General features: G+C 64.3%; 16 protein-coding genes. 2 read left to right on the top strand and 14 right to left on the bottom strand.

Features of this window, described 5'->3' with window-relative positions:
• Nucleotides 1–34: 34 nt before the first annotated feature.
• The gene (locus AABF56_RS22755) at nt 35–1,327 is read left to right on the top strand and encodes a hypothetical protein (RefSeq protein ID WP_272804413.1); all 1,293 of its coding nucleotides are present in this window, start codon (nt 35–37) and stop codon (nt 1,325–1,327) included.
• Between the two features lie 12 nt (nt 1,328–1,339).
• Nucleotides 1,340–2,497, top strand: coding sequence for a UDP-galactopyranose mutase (gene glf, locus AABF56_RS22750; RefSeq protein WP_272804412.1), 1,158 nt, complete (start codon nt 1,340–1,342; stop codon nt 2,495–2,497).
• A 78-nt stretch (nt 2,498–2,575) separates the two neighbouring features.
• Here glf and AABF56_RS22745 read toward each other — a convergent pair whose 3' ends face one another.
• The 14 genes from AABF56_RS22745 to fliI all read right to left on the bottom strand — a co-directional run bounded on the left by AABF56_RS22745 (nt 2,576) and on the right by fliI (nt 14,005).
• Complete coding sequence (locus AABF56_RS22745; RefSeq protein ID WP_244767536.1) at nt 2,576–3,772, bottom strand: flagellin N-terminal helical domain-containing protein; 1,197 nt, start codon at nt 3,770–3,772, stop codon at nt 2,576–2,578.
• A 329-nt stretch (nt 3,773–4,101) separates the two neighbouring features.
• A complete protein-coding gene (locus tag AABF56_RS22740; RefSeq protein WP_272804411.1) occupies nt 4,102–5,289 on the bottom strand; it encodes a flagellin N-terminal helical domain-containing protein in 1,188 nt (395 codons plus the stop codon).
• Between the two features lie 392 nt (nt 5,290–5,681).
• Nucleotides 5,682–6,428: a flagellar type III secretion system pore protein FliP gene (gene fliP / locus AABF56_RS22735; RefSeq protein ID WP_244767534.1), complete on the bottom strand. Its 747-nt coding sequence runs from the start codon at nt 6,426–6,428 to the stop codon at nt 5,682–5,684.
• A complete protein-coding gene (locus tag AABF56_RS22730) occupies nt 6,425–6,928 on the bottom strand; it encodes a flagellar basal body-associated FliL family protein (protein ID WP_272804410.1) in 504 nt (167 codons plus the stop codon). The genes fliP and AABF56_RS22730 overlap by 4 nt, the downstream gene beginning before the upstream one ends.
• A 29-nt stretch (nt 6,929–6,957) precedes the next feature.
• The gene (gene flgH / locus AABF56_RS22725; protein WP_244767532.1) at nt 6,958–7,668 is read right to left on the bottom strand and encodes a flagellar basal body L-ring protein FlgH; all 711 of its coding nucleotides are present in this window, start codon (nt 7,666–7,668) and stop codon (nt 6,958–6,960) included.
• The gene (locus AABF56_RS22720; protein ID WP_244767531.1) at nt 7,665–8,213 is read right to left on the bottom strand and encodes a MotE family protein; all 549 of its coding nucleotides are present in this window, start codon (nt 8,211–8,213) and stop codon (nt 7,665–7,667) included. Before AABF56_RS22720 ends, flgH begins: the two co-directional genes overlap by 4 nt.
• Nucleotides 8,210–9,322, bottom strand: coding sequence for a flagellar basal body P-ring protein FlgI (locus AABF56_RS22715; RefSeq protein WP_244767633.1), 1,113 nt, complete (start codon nt 9,320–9,322; stop codon nt 8,210–8,212). The genes AABF56_RS22720 and AABF56_RS22715 overlap by 4 nt, the downstream gene beginning before the upstream one ends.
• A complete protein-coding gene (flgA, locus tag AABF56_RS22710) occupies nt 9,322–9,831 on the bottom strand; it encodes a flagellar basal body P-ring formation chaperone FlgA (protein WP_244767530.1) in 510 nt (169 codons plus the stop codon). The genes AABF56_RS22715 and flgA overlap by 1 nt, the downstream gene beginning before the upstream one ends.
• A gap of 19 nt (nt 9,832–9,850) precedes the next feature.
• Complete coding sequence (gene flgG, locus AABF56_RS22705; protein ID WP_244767529.1) at nt 9,851–10,633, bottom strand: flagellar basal-body rod protein FlgG; 783 nt, start codon at nt 10,631–10,633, stop codon at nt 9,851–9,853.
• A 9-nt stretch (nt 10,634–10,642) separates the two neighbouring features.
• Entirely contained in the window at nt 10,643–10,981 is a 339-nt protein-coding gene (locus tag AABF56_RS22700; protein WP_244767528.1) for a flagellar hook-basal body complex protein FliE, read from the bottom strand.
• Nucleotides 10,978–11,397, bottom strand: coding sequence for a flagellar basal body rod protein FlgC (gene flgC, locus AABF56_RS22695; RefSeq protein WP_272804409.1), 420 nt, complete (start codon nt 11,395–11,397; stop codon nt 10,978–10,980). Before flgC ends, AABF56_RS22700 begins: the two co-directional genes overlap by 4 nt.
• Before the next feature lie 3 nt (nt 11,398–11,400).
• Nucleotides 11,401–11,784 carry a flagellar basal body rod protein FlgB gene (gene flgB, locus AABF56_RS22690; protein WP_272804408.1) on the bottom strand — a complete coding sequence of 128 codons (384 nt, stop codon included), beginning with the start codon at nt 11,782–11,784 and terminating at the stop codon, nt 11,401–11,403.
• Between the two features lie 314 nt (nt 11,785–12,098).
• Nucleotides 12,099–12,665, bottom strand: a complete 567-nt coding sequence (locus AABF56_RS22685) for a flagellar protein (RefSeq protein ID WP_244767525.1) — start codon at nt 12,663–12,665, stop codon at nt 12,099–12,101.
• Complete coding sequence (fliI, locus tag AABF56_RS22680) at nt 12,662–14,005, bottom strand: flagellar protein export ATPase FliI (RefSeq protein WP_443021141.1); 1,344 nt, start codon at nt 14,003–14,005, stop codon at nt 12,662–12,664. The genes AABF56_RS22685 and fliI overlap by 4 nt, the downstream gene beginning before the upstream one ends.
• Between the last annotated feature and the right edge of the window lie 22 nt (nt 14,006–14,027).

Below are 14,027 nucleotides of genomic sequence, written 5' to 3'. Positions count from 1 at the left end.
CCCGCAACCCGAAGTTCTGAATGACGAGGACAGCATGACCCCCGTAATCCTGGTGACCTTTGCCGGACGGCAGAAGCGGATGGAAATCCTCACCCAATATGTCCGCCGGGCGATGGACCTCGGGATCATCGACGAGTGGCACATCTGGGACTTCACCCGCTCGGCCGAGGACCACGCCTGGGTGAGCCGGGAGTTCGGCCCGGTGCGCTACATGGGTGCGAAGGTGCCCTACCAGCCGGTCGGCAGCGTCTCGCGCCAGGCCTCGTTCCGTACCAGCGCCCGCATAAGGCACGACCTGCACATCACCCTCACCCCGCGCGACCGCCCGAACGAGCACTATGAATTCGTGGTCGGCGGCTGGAAGAACACCCATTCGGCGATGCGCAAGATCCCGCGCGAAAAGCTGCACAACCCCGAGCGCGGCGACGACACCAACCTGTGGAGCGCGCCGACGCCCGGCGTGCTCTCGCCCGGCCGAGCGAACGATGTCGTGCTGTCGCTCGACGCGGCCGGCGCGCCGACGCTGCGCGTCAACAACGTCACCATCGGCAGTTGGCCGGAACTCGACTTTTCCGCCGGCGCAAGCGTGCAGATGCGCGGCGGCTGGGGCGCGGATCTCGAGCTTTGCGACGCCGGTGCGGCCACGCGGCGCTATATCGGCAATCCGAACGAGCAGATGCCCTACTGGCAGGCCTACGACTACTACGCCACGCAGCTCGCGGCCTTTTCCGACGCGGTGTTCCTGAAATGCGACGACGACATCGTCTATCTCGACATCGACGAGCTGGACGGCTTCATCCGGTTCCGCCGGAACAATCCGCATTACTTCGTCGTCTCGGCCAATGTGGTGAACAACGGCGTCTGCGCCTATTTCCAGCAGGCGGCCGGTTCCATCCCGCCGGGCGTCGGCCATTTCGAGCTGCCGCCGGGCGGTTTCGGCGGCAGCCTCTGGGAGAGCGCCGAGCGGGCCGTGAAGCTGCACGACTTCTTCCTCGGCCAGGGCGGCAGGACCCTCGCCCTTCCCGCCAGGGTCGTCGACTGGACGGAGCGGCAGTCGATCAACTTCATCGCCTGGCTCGGCCGCGACCTCGTGCACATGGCCCTGCCCCAGGGCGACGACGAACACGCGCTGACCATCGGCGTTCCGACGCTCCTGCAACGGCCGACGGCGATCTATTCGGACTTCACCGTCAGCCACCTGAGCTTCGGCCCGCAGGAGCGCGGCTGGGATCCGAGCCCGCTTGTCGCCGCCTATGAGGCGCTCATGCGCGAGCGTCTCTTCCCGGCCGACGAGAAGCCGCAGCTCGCCCTGCGCGCAGCAGGCTGAGGACCGGTCTTCATGCGGGCAAAGGAAAAAATCCTCATCGTCGGCGCCGGCCTTTCCGGCGCTGTCATCGGCCGTGCGCTTGCCGAGGCGGGCCATGCGATCGAGATCGTCGACACGCGGAACCATATCGGCGGCAACTGCCATACGGAGCGGGACGAGGCGACCGGCGTGATGGTGCATGTCTACGGGCCGCATATCTTCCACACCGACGACAAGGAAGTGTGGGACTATGTGAACGGCTTCATGACCTTCATGCCCTACAAGAACCGCGTGAAGGCGACCAGCGGCGGGCAGGTCTATTCGCTGCCGATCAACCTGCACACGATCAACCAGTTCTTCGGCAAGAGCTTTCGCCCGGACGAGGCGCGCGCCTTCCTGGACGCGCAGGCGGACAAGACGATCACCGATCCGCAGACCTTCGAGGAACAGGCGCTGCGCTTCGTCGGTCGCGACCTCTACGAGGCCTTCTTCAAGGGCTATACGCAAAAGCAATGGGGCTGCTCGCCGACCGAGCTGCCGGCCTCGATCCTGAAGCGCCTGCCAGTGCGCTTCAACTACGAGGACAATTACTTCTTCCACAAATACCAGGGCATGCCGGAGACCGGCTATACCGAGATGATCGCGCGCATCCTCGATCATCCGAACATCACGGTCCGACTGGAAACCAGCTTCCGGCGCGGCGAGAAGGCGGGCTACAGCCATCTCTTCTATTCCGGCCCGCTCGACGGCTATTTCGATTACGAACTCGGCCGGCTCGGCTACCGCACGCTCGATTTCGAGCGCTTCACCTATGAGGGCGACTATCAGGGCTGCGCGGTGATGAACTACGGCGACGTCGCCGTCCCCTATACCCGCATCACCGAGCACAAGCATTTTTCGCCCTGGGAGGAGCCCGCGGGCTCGGTCTGCTACCGCGAATTCTCGCGCGCCTGCGGGCCGGACGACATCCCCTACTACCCGATCCGCCTCGTGGAGGAAAAGGCACAGCTCGCCGACTATGTCTCCCGCGCGGAGCAGGAAGCCGGCGTCACCTTCGTCGGCCGGCTCGGCACCTACCGCTACCTCGACATGGACGTGACGATCCGCGAGGCGCTCGACACCGCCCGGCTCTACCTTTCCCGCCGGGCAGAGAATGCGGCGATGGCCACCTTCCTGCACCCGCCGCTCTGAGGCGCCCGGACGAAACGAAAGAAGGCCCCGGTAAACCGGGGCCTTCCGAGAACCTTGAAAGATCCGGCCGTCTTCCGATCAACGGAAGAGCGTGAGGATGCTTTCCGAAGCCGAGTTGGCGATCGACAGCGACTGGATGGCGAGCTGCTGCTGGGTCTGCAATGCCTTCAGGCGGGTCGATTCTTCGTTCATGTCGGCATCGACCAGGCGGCCGACGCCCTTGTCGATGGATTCCGTCAGCTTCTTGACGAAGTCTCCCTGCAGGTCGATGCGCATGGTGATCGAACCAAGGTCGGCAGCCGCGCTGGTCATCATCGTCAAGGCATCGTCGACCATCTGGATGAGATTGCCGAGCTGTTCGGCCGTCGTGATTGCCGTGATGTCGAGATTGTCGACAGACTGTTCGACCGCAGTCGCCGCCAGAGCGGCCTGACCGCCGGGGATGTCGACCGCCCACAGGCCGGCGCTCGAGTCCGTGTAGACAACTTCCTGATCGGGGACCGTCGACTGGTCGACCGCCAGAACCCAGGTATTGTCCGCAACCTTGACGTAGTTGTCCGTACCGTCGTTGGCATAGCTGCCATCGAAGGTGGATGCGCCGAGACCCGACGCGATGATGTCATCGGTCGTGAACGACTTGACGGTTACCGGAGAGGTGACACCGCCAACATTGATGTTCAAGGTGGCGGAAGGACCGCTGATGTCCCTGACCTGATCGAGGATGCCCGTATCGCCGCCGGTGTCGAACAGAACCGTGGAGGTGCTGAGCTCGTAGTCGACCTTCTTGACCGAAACGTTGCCCGCTTCGTCGCGCACGAAGGAACCCACGATGCTCTTCATTTCGGAACCGGAAGCGGCCGTCAGGTCTGTCTGAAGCCAGTTTTCGCCCGAGAAGGAAGCCGCCTGGGAAATGCTGACAAGCTGGTCCTGGAGCTGGTCGATTTCTTCCTGGATCTTCGCCTTGTCGACGCCGTCTTCAGTCGCGGCAACGAGCTTGGCCTTGATTTCCTTGACGACTTCGATGGCGGACTCCATGCCGGCATAGGCGGTGTCGACCTTGGCGGCGCCGAGGCCGAGGGCGTCCTGAACGGCGGAAAGCGCCATGTTGTCGGAGCGCATCGTGGTGGCGATCGACCAGTAGGCAGCGTTGTCAGAGGCAGTGCCGACGCGCATGCCGGAGGAGACGCGTCCCTGCGTTTCTTCCATATTGGAGCCGATGGAGCGCAGGGTCTGGAGCGCGGACATGGCCGCGACGTTGGTGAGAATGCTCGTCATTAATTGGGTGCCCCTTGATTGGCTGAAAGAGAAGGGACATTCCGGTCACACCGGGGAAACAACGGTCGGCGTCATGCCTGCCAAGCTCCATCTTCCCCAGGAAGTCAGCCCGCCGCTTCGATGGCTTTAGCTAACGTGATCATGGTTAACGAACTGCTAAGCGGCGGAAAAATCGCTGCACCGGCCGCGCAATATCACAACCCTCGCGCGTGCGCGCGTAACACAGCAAGGTTAAGAAAAAACTAAAGCCGCGCCCCTTTCGGAAGCGCGGCTCAGTTGGGTCAGGCGTGCGGTCAGCCACCGCCCGCCCTTGTTCCCGGGATCGCGTATTAGCGGAACAGCGACAGGACGTTCTGCGAAGCCGAGTTGGCGATCGACAGCGACTGGATGGCGAGCTGCTGCTGGGTCTGCAGTGCCTTCAGGCGGGTCGATTCCTCGTTCATGTCCGCATCGACCAGGCGACCGACGCCCTTGTCGATCGATTCGGTGAGCTTGGAGACGAACTCGGACTGCAGGTCGATGCGCGAAGAGATCGAACCGAGCGAGGCGGCAGCACTGGTCATGGTCGTCAGTGCATCGTCGACCATCTGGATGAGATTGCTGAGCTGTGCATCCGTCGTGATCGTCGTGATGTCGAGATTGTCGACCGACTGCTGGACCGCGGTGGCCGCCAGAGCGGCAGCGCCGCCAGCGATATCGACCGCCCAAAGGGCGCTGCTCGAGTCCGTGTAGGCAACTTCCTGATCGGGAACCGTCGACTGGTCGACGGCCAGAACCCAGGTGTTGTCCGCGACCTTAACATAGCTCGCTGCACCGTCGTTGGCATAGTTGCCATCGAAGGCGGAGGCGCCAGCACCCGACGTGATGATGTCATCCGTCGTGAACGCCTTTACGGTTTCCGCGGTGGTGACGCCGCCAACGTTGATGTTCAGCGTGACGGAGGGGCCGCTGATGTCCCGGGTCTGATCGAGAATGCCCGTGTCGCCGCCGGTGTCGAACAGAACCGTGTTGGTGTCGAGGGTGTAGTCGATCTTCTTGACAGAGACATTGCCGCTGTCGTCGCGCACGAAGGAGCCGACGACGTTCTTGACCTGGGCGGTGGTGATGTCGGCCTTCAGCCAGTTTTCACCCGAGAAGGAGGCCGCGTCGCCGATCCCTCTCAGCTGATCCTGAAGCTGCTTGATTTCTTCCTGGACCTTCGCCTTGTCGACGCCGTCTTCGGTTGCGGTGACCAGCTTGGCCTTGATCTCCTTGACGACTTCGATGGCGGAGTCCATGCCGGAATAGGCCGTGTCGACCTTGGCGGCGCCGAGGCCGAGAGCGTCCTGGACGGCGGAGAGCGCCATGTTGTCGGAACGCATCGTGGTCGCGATCGACCAGTAGGCGGCGTTGTCAGACGCGTTGCCGACGCGCAGACCCGAGGAAACGCGCGCCTGCGTATCTTCCATGCCGTTGTTGATGGAGCGCAGCGTCTGGAGAGCAGACATGGCGGCTGCGTTGGTGAGAATGCTCGTCATTATCGTTGTCCCTTTGAACATAATACTGGTGGGGGACATACCGGACTGGGAACTTACCGGTTACGGCGGTTCGGCATCATGCCAACTCGGTTTCTCCAGGGATCTGAAGGGATACCAAACCCGTCGTGTCTGAGCAAAACTCGCAGCCAATCCTTGCCAACTCCTTAAATGGGCAAAGTGCCTTCGAGCGATCGCGAAGTATGGTTAACCGCCGGTAAAATTTCACGGTTGAGAAAATCCGGAGCTCTTGAGCAATGCCGGAATGGCCGCGTCGCGCTGCTGCCGCAATACCCGGAGCGTTTCCGCTTTTCCTCAATCGCGAAAACGCTCCAGGTATTTGTTTTTACGCAATTCCGGACGCAAGACCGCTGCGCACTTTTGCTGGAATTGCTCTAGCTGAACGAGCGCACCAGGCTGCCGACGAGCAGGTTCCAGCCGTCGATGAGCACGAAGAACAGGATCTTGAAGGGCAGCGAGATCGAGGTCGGCGGCAGCATCATCATGCCCATGGCCATGGTGATGGTGGCGACGATCATGTCGATGACGAGGAAGGGAAGGACGACGAGGAAGCCAATCTCGAAGCCGCGGCGGATTTCCGAGATCATGAAGGCCGGGATGACGACGCGCAGGTCCGCGACGTTGTTCTGCACGACCGTCTGGCCGCGCTCTTCCGCCAGCGAGATGAAGAGTTCGAGGTCCTTGTCGCGCGTATTGGCCACCATGAACTCGCGGAACGGCTCGGCGATGCGCCTGGCCGCTTCCGTCTCGTCGATCTGGTTGGCGATCAGCGGCTCGACGCCGTTCTGCCAGGCCCGGTCGAAGGTGGGCGCCATGACGTAGAAGGTCATGAAGAGGGCGAGCGAGACGAGGATCATGTTCGACGGCGTCGTGGCGAGGCCCATGCCGGAACGAAGGATCGAGAAGGCGATGACGAAGCGCGGAAAGCTCGTCACCATGATGAGGATGCCGGGCGCCACCGACAGCACGGTGAGCAGCCCGAAGGTGCGGATGATCCAGGAGGCGACCGACCCGTCGACCTGCGCATTGAGCAAATCCCCCGGCAGCTGCAACTGCTGCTGGGCATAGGCCATGCCGGTCATCGCCATCATGGCGATGAAGGTCAGAAAGGCTCGAATCATTCGATCACAAAGGTCCGGAACATGACGTTGGTTACGCGCCCTTCGGACCTGAGGTCAACCCGCTCCTGCAGGTCTTCCCGGAGATATTGGAACCCGCGCGGGCCTTGCACCTGCTGGAGCGAGACCGTGCGCATATAGGCGAGGATGTCCTGGTGGATCTCCTCGGCGAGCTTGACGTCCGGCACGCCCTTGAACATCAGCGCGACTTCGAGACGGACACGGTTGTCCGAAGGATAGGCAAGGTTGCTGGTGATCGGATCGAGCAGCACGACGCCGTTCGCCTCGGTGGAGATATGCGGCACGACCTCGGTCGCCTCGCCTTCCGCGCCGCCCTCCGCCTTCACCACCTCTTCCGCCGGCTTTTCGGCGGGCGGCGGGGCGAGCATGTTGCCCAGGAACCAGCCGCCGCCGGCCGCCAGCAGCGTCAGCCCGGCAATGGCCGCGATGGTGATGACCAGCGTGGGCTTCTTCTTCTCGACGACCTCTTCTTCGTCCGCCATGTTCGTCTTCCCGTATTGTCAGGGCTGCGTCAGATCGGCGAGAGCAGGTCCACCGCCTGCTGGCCCCATGGCGGCTGCTGCACCTCGGTCAGGCGGCCGCGGCCGCCATAGGAGATGCGCGCCTCCGCGATCCGCTCGTAGGCGATCTGGTTGTCGGCGTCGACATCCTGAGGGCGCACGATGCCGGCGACGTTGAGGATGCGAAGCTCGTGGTTGACGCGCACTTCCTGCGAACCGCTGATCAGGAGGTTGCCGTTCTCGATGACGCCCGTCACCACGGCGGCGACGAGCAGGTTCAGCCGCTCGGAACGCTCCGTCGAGCCATCGCCCTTGGTGCTGGTCGAGGAGCCGTAGTTGAGGTCGGCTTCCGTATCGACCTTGAAGTTGTTGCCCGAGCCGCCGAAGCCGAAATTCATGCCGCTCTTGTTGGTGCGCGAGCGGTCGGTCTTGTTGTCGAAACTCGCCCGGTCGTTGACGCGGATGTTGACGGTCAGGATATCGCCGACCTTGAAGGCGCGCGAATCCTTGAAGAGCGCCGACTGCTGGTCGCTCCAGATCGAATAGCCGGCAACCGCCGTGCGCGGCTGCTTGGGATACATCGCCATCTGCGGCGTTTCCGCATAGTTGAGGCCGCTGCCGATCGGGCTCATCGCAGGCGCGCGGCCGATCTCGTTGATGGCCTGGCTCGTGCAGCCCGAAAGCGCCAGCGCGACGGCGAGTGCGGAGGCGGTCTTCTTCATGACGGGTCCTTTGACTTTGACGTATTCGGATCGCCCACGATGGCGATGAGCCGCGTGAGCAGCGCGGCCTTGTCGGCCGGCATTTCCGCCAGGATCGTGCTCGACTGGCGCGGCGGCAGCTTCATGACGATCGCCGAGGCGATCTCCGGGTTGATCTCGGCAAGCTGCGCGGCCGCCGCATCGGGCTTCATCTTGCGATAGATCTCGACGAGCCCCGCCTCGGCCGTCTTGAGGAAGTTGTTGCGGCGGTTGAGCCAGTCCTCGTATTCGGCGCGGCGGGTCTCCAGCGTCTTGATGCGTGCGTCGATATCCTTCTGGAGGCTTTCCAGTTCCTGTTTCTGGAGGAGATAGCGCTGGTCGCGTGCCGCGTCCGCGATATTGGTGCAGAATTCGCGGATCTCGTCGGCGGTCGCCTTGGTCGTCATGATGACCGGGCGTTCCTCGGCGAAGGCACCGGGAATGGCCATCAGCACGAAGCCGGCGATCGGCAGCGCGAGCTTGCGCGCCAGCGTCCTGACGGCGATGAGGGTCGTAACTGTCGTCATTGCAGCACCAGTTCTGCCTGGAGGGCGCCTGCGGTCTTGATGCTCTGCAGGATGGAGATGATGCCATCCGGCTTGACGCCGATGCTGTTGAGACCGGTGACCAGCGAGCGCAGGCTCGATCCATCGAGCAGGGCGACCGTGCCGCCATCCTGCTGGACGAGGATGTCCGTGTTCGGCTCGACCGCCGTCACGCCCTTGGAGAACGGTTCGGGCTGTATGACCTTGGGCATTTCGTTGATCTGCACGGTGAGCGTTCCGTAGCTGACGGCGACGGGCGAGATGCGCACGTCCTGGCCGATGACGATCGTCCCCGTGCGCTCGTTGACGACGACGCGCGCGGGCGCATCGGTCTCGATGACGAGGTTCTCGATATCGGCCATCAGGCGGGCGAGGTCGGCCGTCTTCGGCTTGGCGATGTAGACCGACTGCGAATCGCGCGATTCGGCGATCGCCCCGCCGTACTGCGCGGACGCGTAGCGGTTGATCGCGTCCGCCATGCCGACGGAGGTGGAAAAGTCGGGATTGCGCAGTTGCAGCACCAGGTCGGAGGAATCCTTGAAGCGCGAGGGCAATTCCCGCTCGATGATGGCGCCGTTCGGCACACGGCCGGCAGTGGTGATGCCCTGCTGCACGGTCGCCGCCTCGCCGCCGGCGCTGACGCCGGTGACGACGATCGAGCCCTGCGCGACCGCGTAGATCTGGCCGTCGGCGCCCGAGAGCGAGGTCATGACGAGCGTGCCGCCGCGCAGCGACGAGGCATCGCCGAGCGAACCGACGGTCACGTCGATGCGGCTGCCGGGGCTGGCGAAGGGCGGCAGGTTGGCGGTGACGAGCACGGCCGCGATGTTCTTGGCGCGCGTCTGCGTGCCCACCATGGAGATGCCGAGATTCTGCAGCATCGCCCGCATGGACTGCTCGGTGAAGGGCGAGGAACGCATGCTGTCGCCCGTGCCCTGGAGGCCGACGACGAGGCCGTAGCCGATCAGCTGGTTGTCGCGGCCGGCCTGCAGCGAGGCGACGTCCTTGATGCGGGCCGCCGGCAGCGCCGGTCCGGCCGCCAGCACGAGGCAGGCGAGAACGGCAAGGGCGCGGGAGAGGAAATCACGCATCATTTCGCCACCACATGCACGGTTCCGTCGGCCATGACCGTGCCGGAGACGATCACGCCCGTGTCCTTGTTGCGGATCCGGATGAGTTCGCCGACGGCGGCATCCTGCAGAGGCGTGCCGCTGGCGCGGATGACGAGCGAACCGTTGTCGAAGACCATCTGCACGGTGGAACCGCGGTTCACGAGGAAGGGCTCGCGCAGGGCCGAGACGAGGATGACGCGGCCGGGCAGCAGGGTGCGCTTGGTGACGAGCCCGCTGACGTCGGAAATGCTTTCGGCAAATCCCTTGACGATGTTCGGGTTGGTCACCTCGACCACTTCGAGCTGCCCCGCCTGGATCTCCTCGCCGGGATAGATGATGCGCTTGGGCACGACGGCGGTGCGCATATCGGCCAGAGCCGCGTCGGCCACGAGAAGACCGGCAAGCGCGGCAGGCGCGACGAGGGCCGCGCGCCACCGGGCTGACAGGGTCTTTCCATTCCGAAGTGCTGCTTTCAGGCGAAACATCATGTTCCCCGCATGTTGGTTTCTATCTCAGGTTCTTGCTGACCACGGCCGCCATTTCGTCCGCCGCCTGGATGATCTTGGAGTTCATCTCATAGGCGCGCTGGGCGGAGATCAGGTCGGTGATTTCCTTGACCGGATCGACGTTCGACGCCTCGAGGTAGTTCTGCTGGATATAGGCGAAGCCCGCCTCGTCCGGCGCGCCGACATTGGCCGGGCCCGAGGCCGCGGTCTCGCGGAAGAGGTTTTCGCCGAGCGGCTCCAGGCCGGCCTCGTTGACGAAGTTCGCCAGCGTGATCTGGCCGAGCTCCTGCTGCTGGCCGCCGACGGTCGCATAGACCTGGCCGGACTTGCTGACCGTGATCTCCGTCGCATCCTGCGGCACGTTGATGCCCGGCACGACGGTGTAGCCGTCGAGGGTCACAAGCTGGCCTTCGGCATTCGTGTTGAAGGCGCCGGCTCGGGTGTAGAGCGTGGAGCCGTCCGCCGCCTCGATCTGGAACCAGCCGCGGCCGATGAGCGCGAGGTCGAAGGAGTTGCCGGTGCTCGTCAGGCCGCCCTGGAGATGCAGGTTGCGGATGGCGGCCGTCTTCACGCCGAGGCCGATGATGGCCCCCTCCGGCACGACCGCCTGGTTGGCGCGGTTCGGCACGCCGGCGGCGCGCTCGGTCTGGTAGAGCAGGTCCGAGAATTCGGCGCGGGCGCGCTTGAAGCCGGTCGTGTTGATGTTCGCGATGTTGTTCGCGATGACTTCAAGGTTGGTCTGCTGCGCGTTCATGCCGGTGGCGGCGATGGCAAGGGCTTTCATGTCCGGTCCTCAGATCTGCATTCTTGCGACTTCGAGATAGGCGGTGACGATCTTGTCGCGGATGGCGATGGCGGTCTGCAGCGTCTGCTCGGCGCTCATGACGGCGTCGACCACTTCGCGGGTCGTCGCCTTGCCCTGGATGGCTTCGAAGGATTTGGTCTCGCTGAGCTTCAGCCTGTCCACCATGTCCGTCGCCACGTCGCCCATCACCTGGGCAAAGCTCATCTGGGTTCCCGTGCCCTGCACGGCCGCAGCGGAGGCGGAAACCGAATTGGACGTCTCGGTGGTGACGCCCGAGAGGGCGTTGGTGGAGAAGAGCGAATTGACGCCCTTTACGCTTTCGATCATTGCGAGGCCCTCAGGAGATCGATGGTCGCGCTGATCAGGTCGCGCGACTGCTTGATGCTCTGCAGGTTGGCTTCATAGGAGCGGTTGGCTTCCCGCATGTCGGCCATTTCCACCAGCATGTTGACGTTCGGCATCTTGACGATGCCTTCGGCATTCGCCGCCGGGTTGCCGGGGTCGTATTCCGTCGCGAACTCGCCTTCGTCGAAGCCGAGGCGCTCGACCTCGACGAGCGACGCGCCGCTCACCCGGTCAAGCTCGGCCGCGAAGGTCACGGTCTTGCGGCGAAAAGGATCGGCGCCGGGGGTGTCGCCTGTCGAGCGGGCGTTCGCCAGGTTTTCCGAAACGATGCGGATACGGGTGGACTGTGCTTCCAGACCCGAAGCCGCGACTTTCATTGAAGCAATGAGCGGATCCATTTCTTACCTTCTGACTGTCATCAGCATCATGCGATGAAAGGCCTTGACGAGGCCGGCATTCAACTCGAACTCACGCTTGACCTGGCCCTCCTTCATGAGTTCCTCGGCAAGGCCGACCGTGTTGCCGGACTCCTGCACGCCGATCCCGTCGGTGGGTTTGGTCTCGACGACGCGGCTCGCCATTTCGCCGCCATCGGTGAGATGGCCCGGCTGCGTCGTCGCCATGCGGATGCCCGTCGTTTCGAGCACCGCCTGAAAGGGGGTGACGTCCTTCGCCCTGAATCCGGGGGTGTTTGCGTTTGCGATGTTGCCTGCAACCACACTCTGGCGGACGGATAGCCATTCGGCTTGTTTCGAGGCCAGTTCAAACAGTTGTATCGGTTGCATGACAAGCTCCATCCTTGTTCACGGCGAACCTACGGAGCCAATCTTGCGTCAGACTTGCTGCGCGGCGGTTTGTTTGCAACCGGCTGGATTTGCAGGGGAATAAGTGTCAGCGTCTTTGGCAGGGCGCGGGGACTGGCCCCTCATCCGGCCTGTCGGCCACCTTCTCTCCGCAAGCGGGGAGAAGGGATATGCCGCGCCGGCTGCCCCGGCCAATACGGTTTCGTGAGGCAGGTCCCCTCTCCCCGCCTGCGGGGAGAGGGTTAGGGTGAGGGGCCTGCCACAAGCGAACGCCATGCCCTTGGGGTCTTGCCCGATCAGTTGCGCTTGATGATATCGCCGTTCGAGGTGACGATGACCCAGGCGCCGTCGCGCTGCTCGAGGGTCGCAAGGCGGCTGTTGTCCGGCAGGATCGAGCCGACGCGCACGATATACATGCCGGTGGCGTCCTCGATCAGCGCCCGGCCGTTGGCCACATGCATCAGCCGGAAGCCGGACGAGGCCGGCAGCGGCTGGTCGAGGCCGGTTTCGACCGGCGCGCCGAGCGACTTCTCCTTCTCGCCGACGCTGGGCGCGGTGGCGGTCGAAACGGGGTCGAGGCTTTCAAGCCCCGGATCGTTGTCGTCGTCCACCATCGCGGCGGGCGAAACGCTCATCACGTCCTTGGCCGCCGTTTCCGGCAGGTCGCGGGTCGTGCCTTCCCACAGCGCCGGCACGGAGAACTTTTCCGGGTTCAGGAAGACATACCACGGGAAGAAGGCGGCCATGGCGGCGAGCAGCACGCCCGTGCCCACCAGCAGCTTGTCGCCCGTCGAATAACGCCCGCTGTTCGAGCGCTTCATCGGCTGAATGGCCTGGTCCGCATCGAAATCCGTCACTGTCATCCCCTTCTCGTTGCCGGCGCACCGCCCTGCCCGGCCGCGTTCTTCAGCGCCATGGCAAGATCGGAGAATGCATCGCCGGCGGGCGGTTCGCCCGGCGTCTGTTTCAGAACCTCATAGATGATCGGCACCTGCTTGATCGCCATGTCGAGGTCGGGATCGGCACCCGGGCGATAGCCGCCGATGAGGCGCAGGTCCCGTGTTTCCTCGAAGCGGTGGATGAGGGCCTTCAGCCGCGCCACCAGCCGCTCCTGATCCGGCGTCCAGGCCTTGCGGGCAAGGCGCGAGATGGAGGCAAGCGGGTTGATCGGCGGATACCGCCCCTCTTCGGCGAGGCTGCGCTCCAGCACGATATGACCGTCGAGGATGCCGCGGGTCGAGTCGGCGATCGGGTCGTTGTGGTTGTCGCCGTCGACGAGGATCGAGATGATCGCCGTGATCGTGCCTGCCCCTTCGGCGCCCGGCCCCGCGCGCTCCAGAAGGCGTGGCAGCTCGGTGAAGACGGAGGCCGGATAGCCGCGGGCGATCGGCGGCTCGCCGGAGGCGGTCGCCACCTCGCGGATGGCATGGGCAAAACGCGTCACGCTGTCGATGATCAGCAGCACGTTGTCGCCCTGGTCGCGGTAGTGCTCGGCGATCGTCACCGCGGTCAGCGGCGCCATCTTGCGCAGCATCGGGCTTTCGTCGCTGGTCGCGACGACGGCGACCGACTTTACGAGGTTGTCGCCGAGCGTATCCTCGATGAATTCACGCACTTCACGGCCGCGCTCGCCGACGAGTGCGATCACCACCTTGTCGAACGCATCGGCCCGCGCCAGCATGGAAAGCAGCGTCGACTTGCCGACGCCCGAACCGGCGAAGATGCCGAGGCGCTGGCCAAGGCAGAGCGGCGCGAAGATATCGACCGCGCGCACGCCGGTGGAAAAGCCCGTCTCGACACGCTTGCGCGTCATCGAGGGCGGGGCGGAATTGGAGATCGAGCGGCGCACGCCGCCCTGCACGAGCGGGCCGCGCCCGTCGATCGGTTCGCCGAGCGCGTTGATCGTGCGGCCGCACCAGGCCGATGTCGGCGCCACGCGGAAGGCGCCCTTGCGGATGACCACGTCGTGGATGCCGATCGGCTCGCCCGGCTCGATCGGGCAGACGACGACGGTGTCCGGCTCGACGCGGACGACCTCGCCGAGGTGGATGCCGGTCGGGCTGCGGTGCGCGACGAACTCGCCGAGCCGCACATGGCGCGACAGGCCGCTCACCGTATAGTTCCCGGCCGCGATGGTCTGGACATGGCCGCCATGCGCCACGGAGAACTCCGGCGAGGAATAGCGTTTGACGAGGCCTGCCATCGCGCGCAGCTTGCCGCCGGCC

Source organism: Shinella sp. WSC3-e (assembly GCF_945994535.1).
Classification (GTDB): domain Bacteria; phylum Pseudomonadota; class Alphaproteobacteria; order Rhizobiales; family Rhizobiaceae; genus Shinella; species Shinella yambaruensis.
Note: the sequence above shows the minus strand (reverse complement) of the source record. Positions and strands in the feature narration are given on the sequence as shown.

What these genes read in the sequence shown, in the direction of transcription:
- AABF56_RS22755 (WP_272804413.1), top strand. Translation starts at nt 35, where the DNA reads ATGACCCCCGTAATCCTGGTGACCTTTGCCGGACGGCAGAAGCGGATG.
- glf (WP_272804412.1), top strand. Translation starts at nt 1,340, where the DNA reads ATGCGGGCAAAGGAAAAAATCCTCATCGTCGGCGCCGGCCTTTCCGGC.
- AABF56_RS22745 (WP_244767536.1), bottom strand. Translation starts at nt 3,772, where the DNA reads ATGACGAGCATTCTCACCAACGTCGCGGCCATGTCCGCGCTCCAGACC.
- AABF56_RS22740 (WP_272804411.1), bottom strand. Translation starts at nt 5,289, where the DNA reads ATGACGAGCATTCTCACCAACGCAGCCGCCATGTCTGCTCTCCAGACG.
- fliP (WP_244767534.1), bottom strand. Translation starts at nt 6,428, where the DNA reads ATGATTCGAGCCTTTCTGACCTTCATCGCCATGATGGCGATGACCGGC.
- AABF56_RS22730 (WP_272804410.1), bottom strand. Translation starts at nt 6,928, where the DNA reads ATGGCGGACGAAGAAGAGGTCGTCGAGAAGAAGAAGCCCACGCTGGTC.
- flgH (WP_244767532.1), bottom strand. Translation starts at nt 7,668, where the DNA reads ATGAAGAAGACCGCCTCCGCACTCGCCGTCGCGCTGGCGCTTTCGGGC.
- AABF56_RS22720 (WP_244767531.1), bottom strand. Translation starts at nt 8,213, where the DNA reads ATGACGACAGTTACGACCCTCATCGCCGTCAGGACGCTGGCGCGCAAG.
- AABF56_RS22715 (WP_244767633.1), bottom strand. Translation starts at nt 9,322, where the DNA reads ATGCGTGATTTCCTCTCCCGCGCCCTTGCCGTTCTCGCCTGCCTCGTG.
- flgA (WP_244767530.1), bottom strand. Translation starts at nt 9,831, where the DNA reads ATGATGTTTCGCCTGAAAGCAGCACTTCGGAATGGAAAGACCCTGTCA.
- flgG (WP_244767529.1), bottom strand. Translation starts at nt 10,633, where the DNA reads ATGAAAGCCCTTGCCATCGCCGCCACCGGCATGAACGCGCAGCAGACC.
- AABF56_RS22700 (WP_244767528.1), bottom strand. Translation starts at nt 10,981, where the DNA reads ATGATCGAAAGCGTAAAGGGCGTCAATTCGCTCTTCTCCACCAACGCC.
- flgC (WP_272804409.1), bottom strand. Translation starts at nt 11,397, where the DNA reads ATGGATCCGCTCATTGCTTCAATGAAAGTCGCGGCTTCGGGTCTGGAA.
- flgB (WP_272804408.1), bottom strand. Translation starts at nt 11,784, where the DNA reads ATGCAACCGATACAACTGTTTGAACTGGCCTCGAAACAAGCCGAATGG.
- AABF56_RS22685 (WP_244767525.1), bottom strand. Translation starts at nt 12,665, where the DNA reads ATGACAGTGACGGATTTCGATGCGGACCAGGCCATTCAGCCGATGAAG.
- fliI (WP_443021141.1), bottom strand. Translation starts at nt 14,005, where the DNA reads ATGGCAGGCCTCGTCAAACGCTATTCCTCGCCGGAGTTCTCCGTGGCG.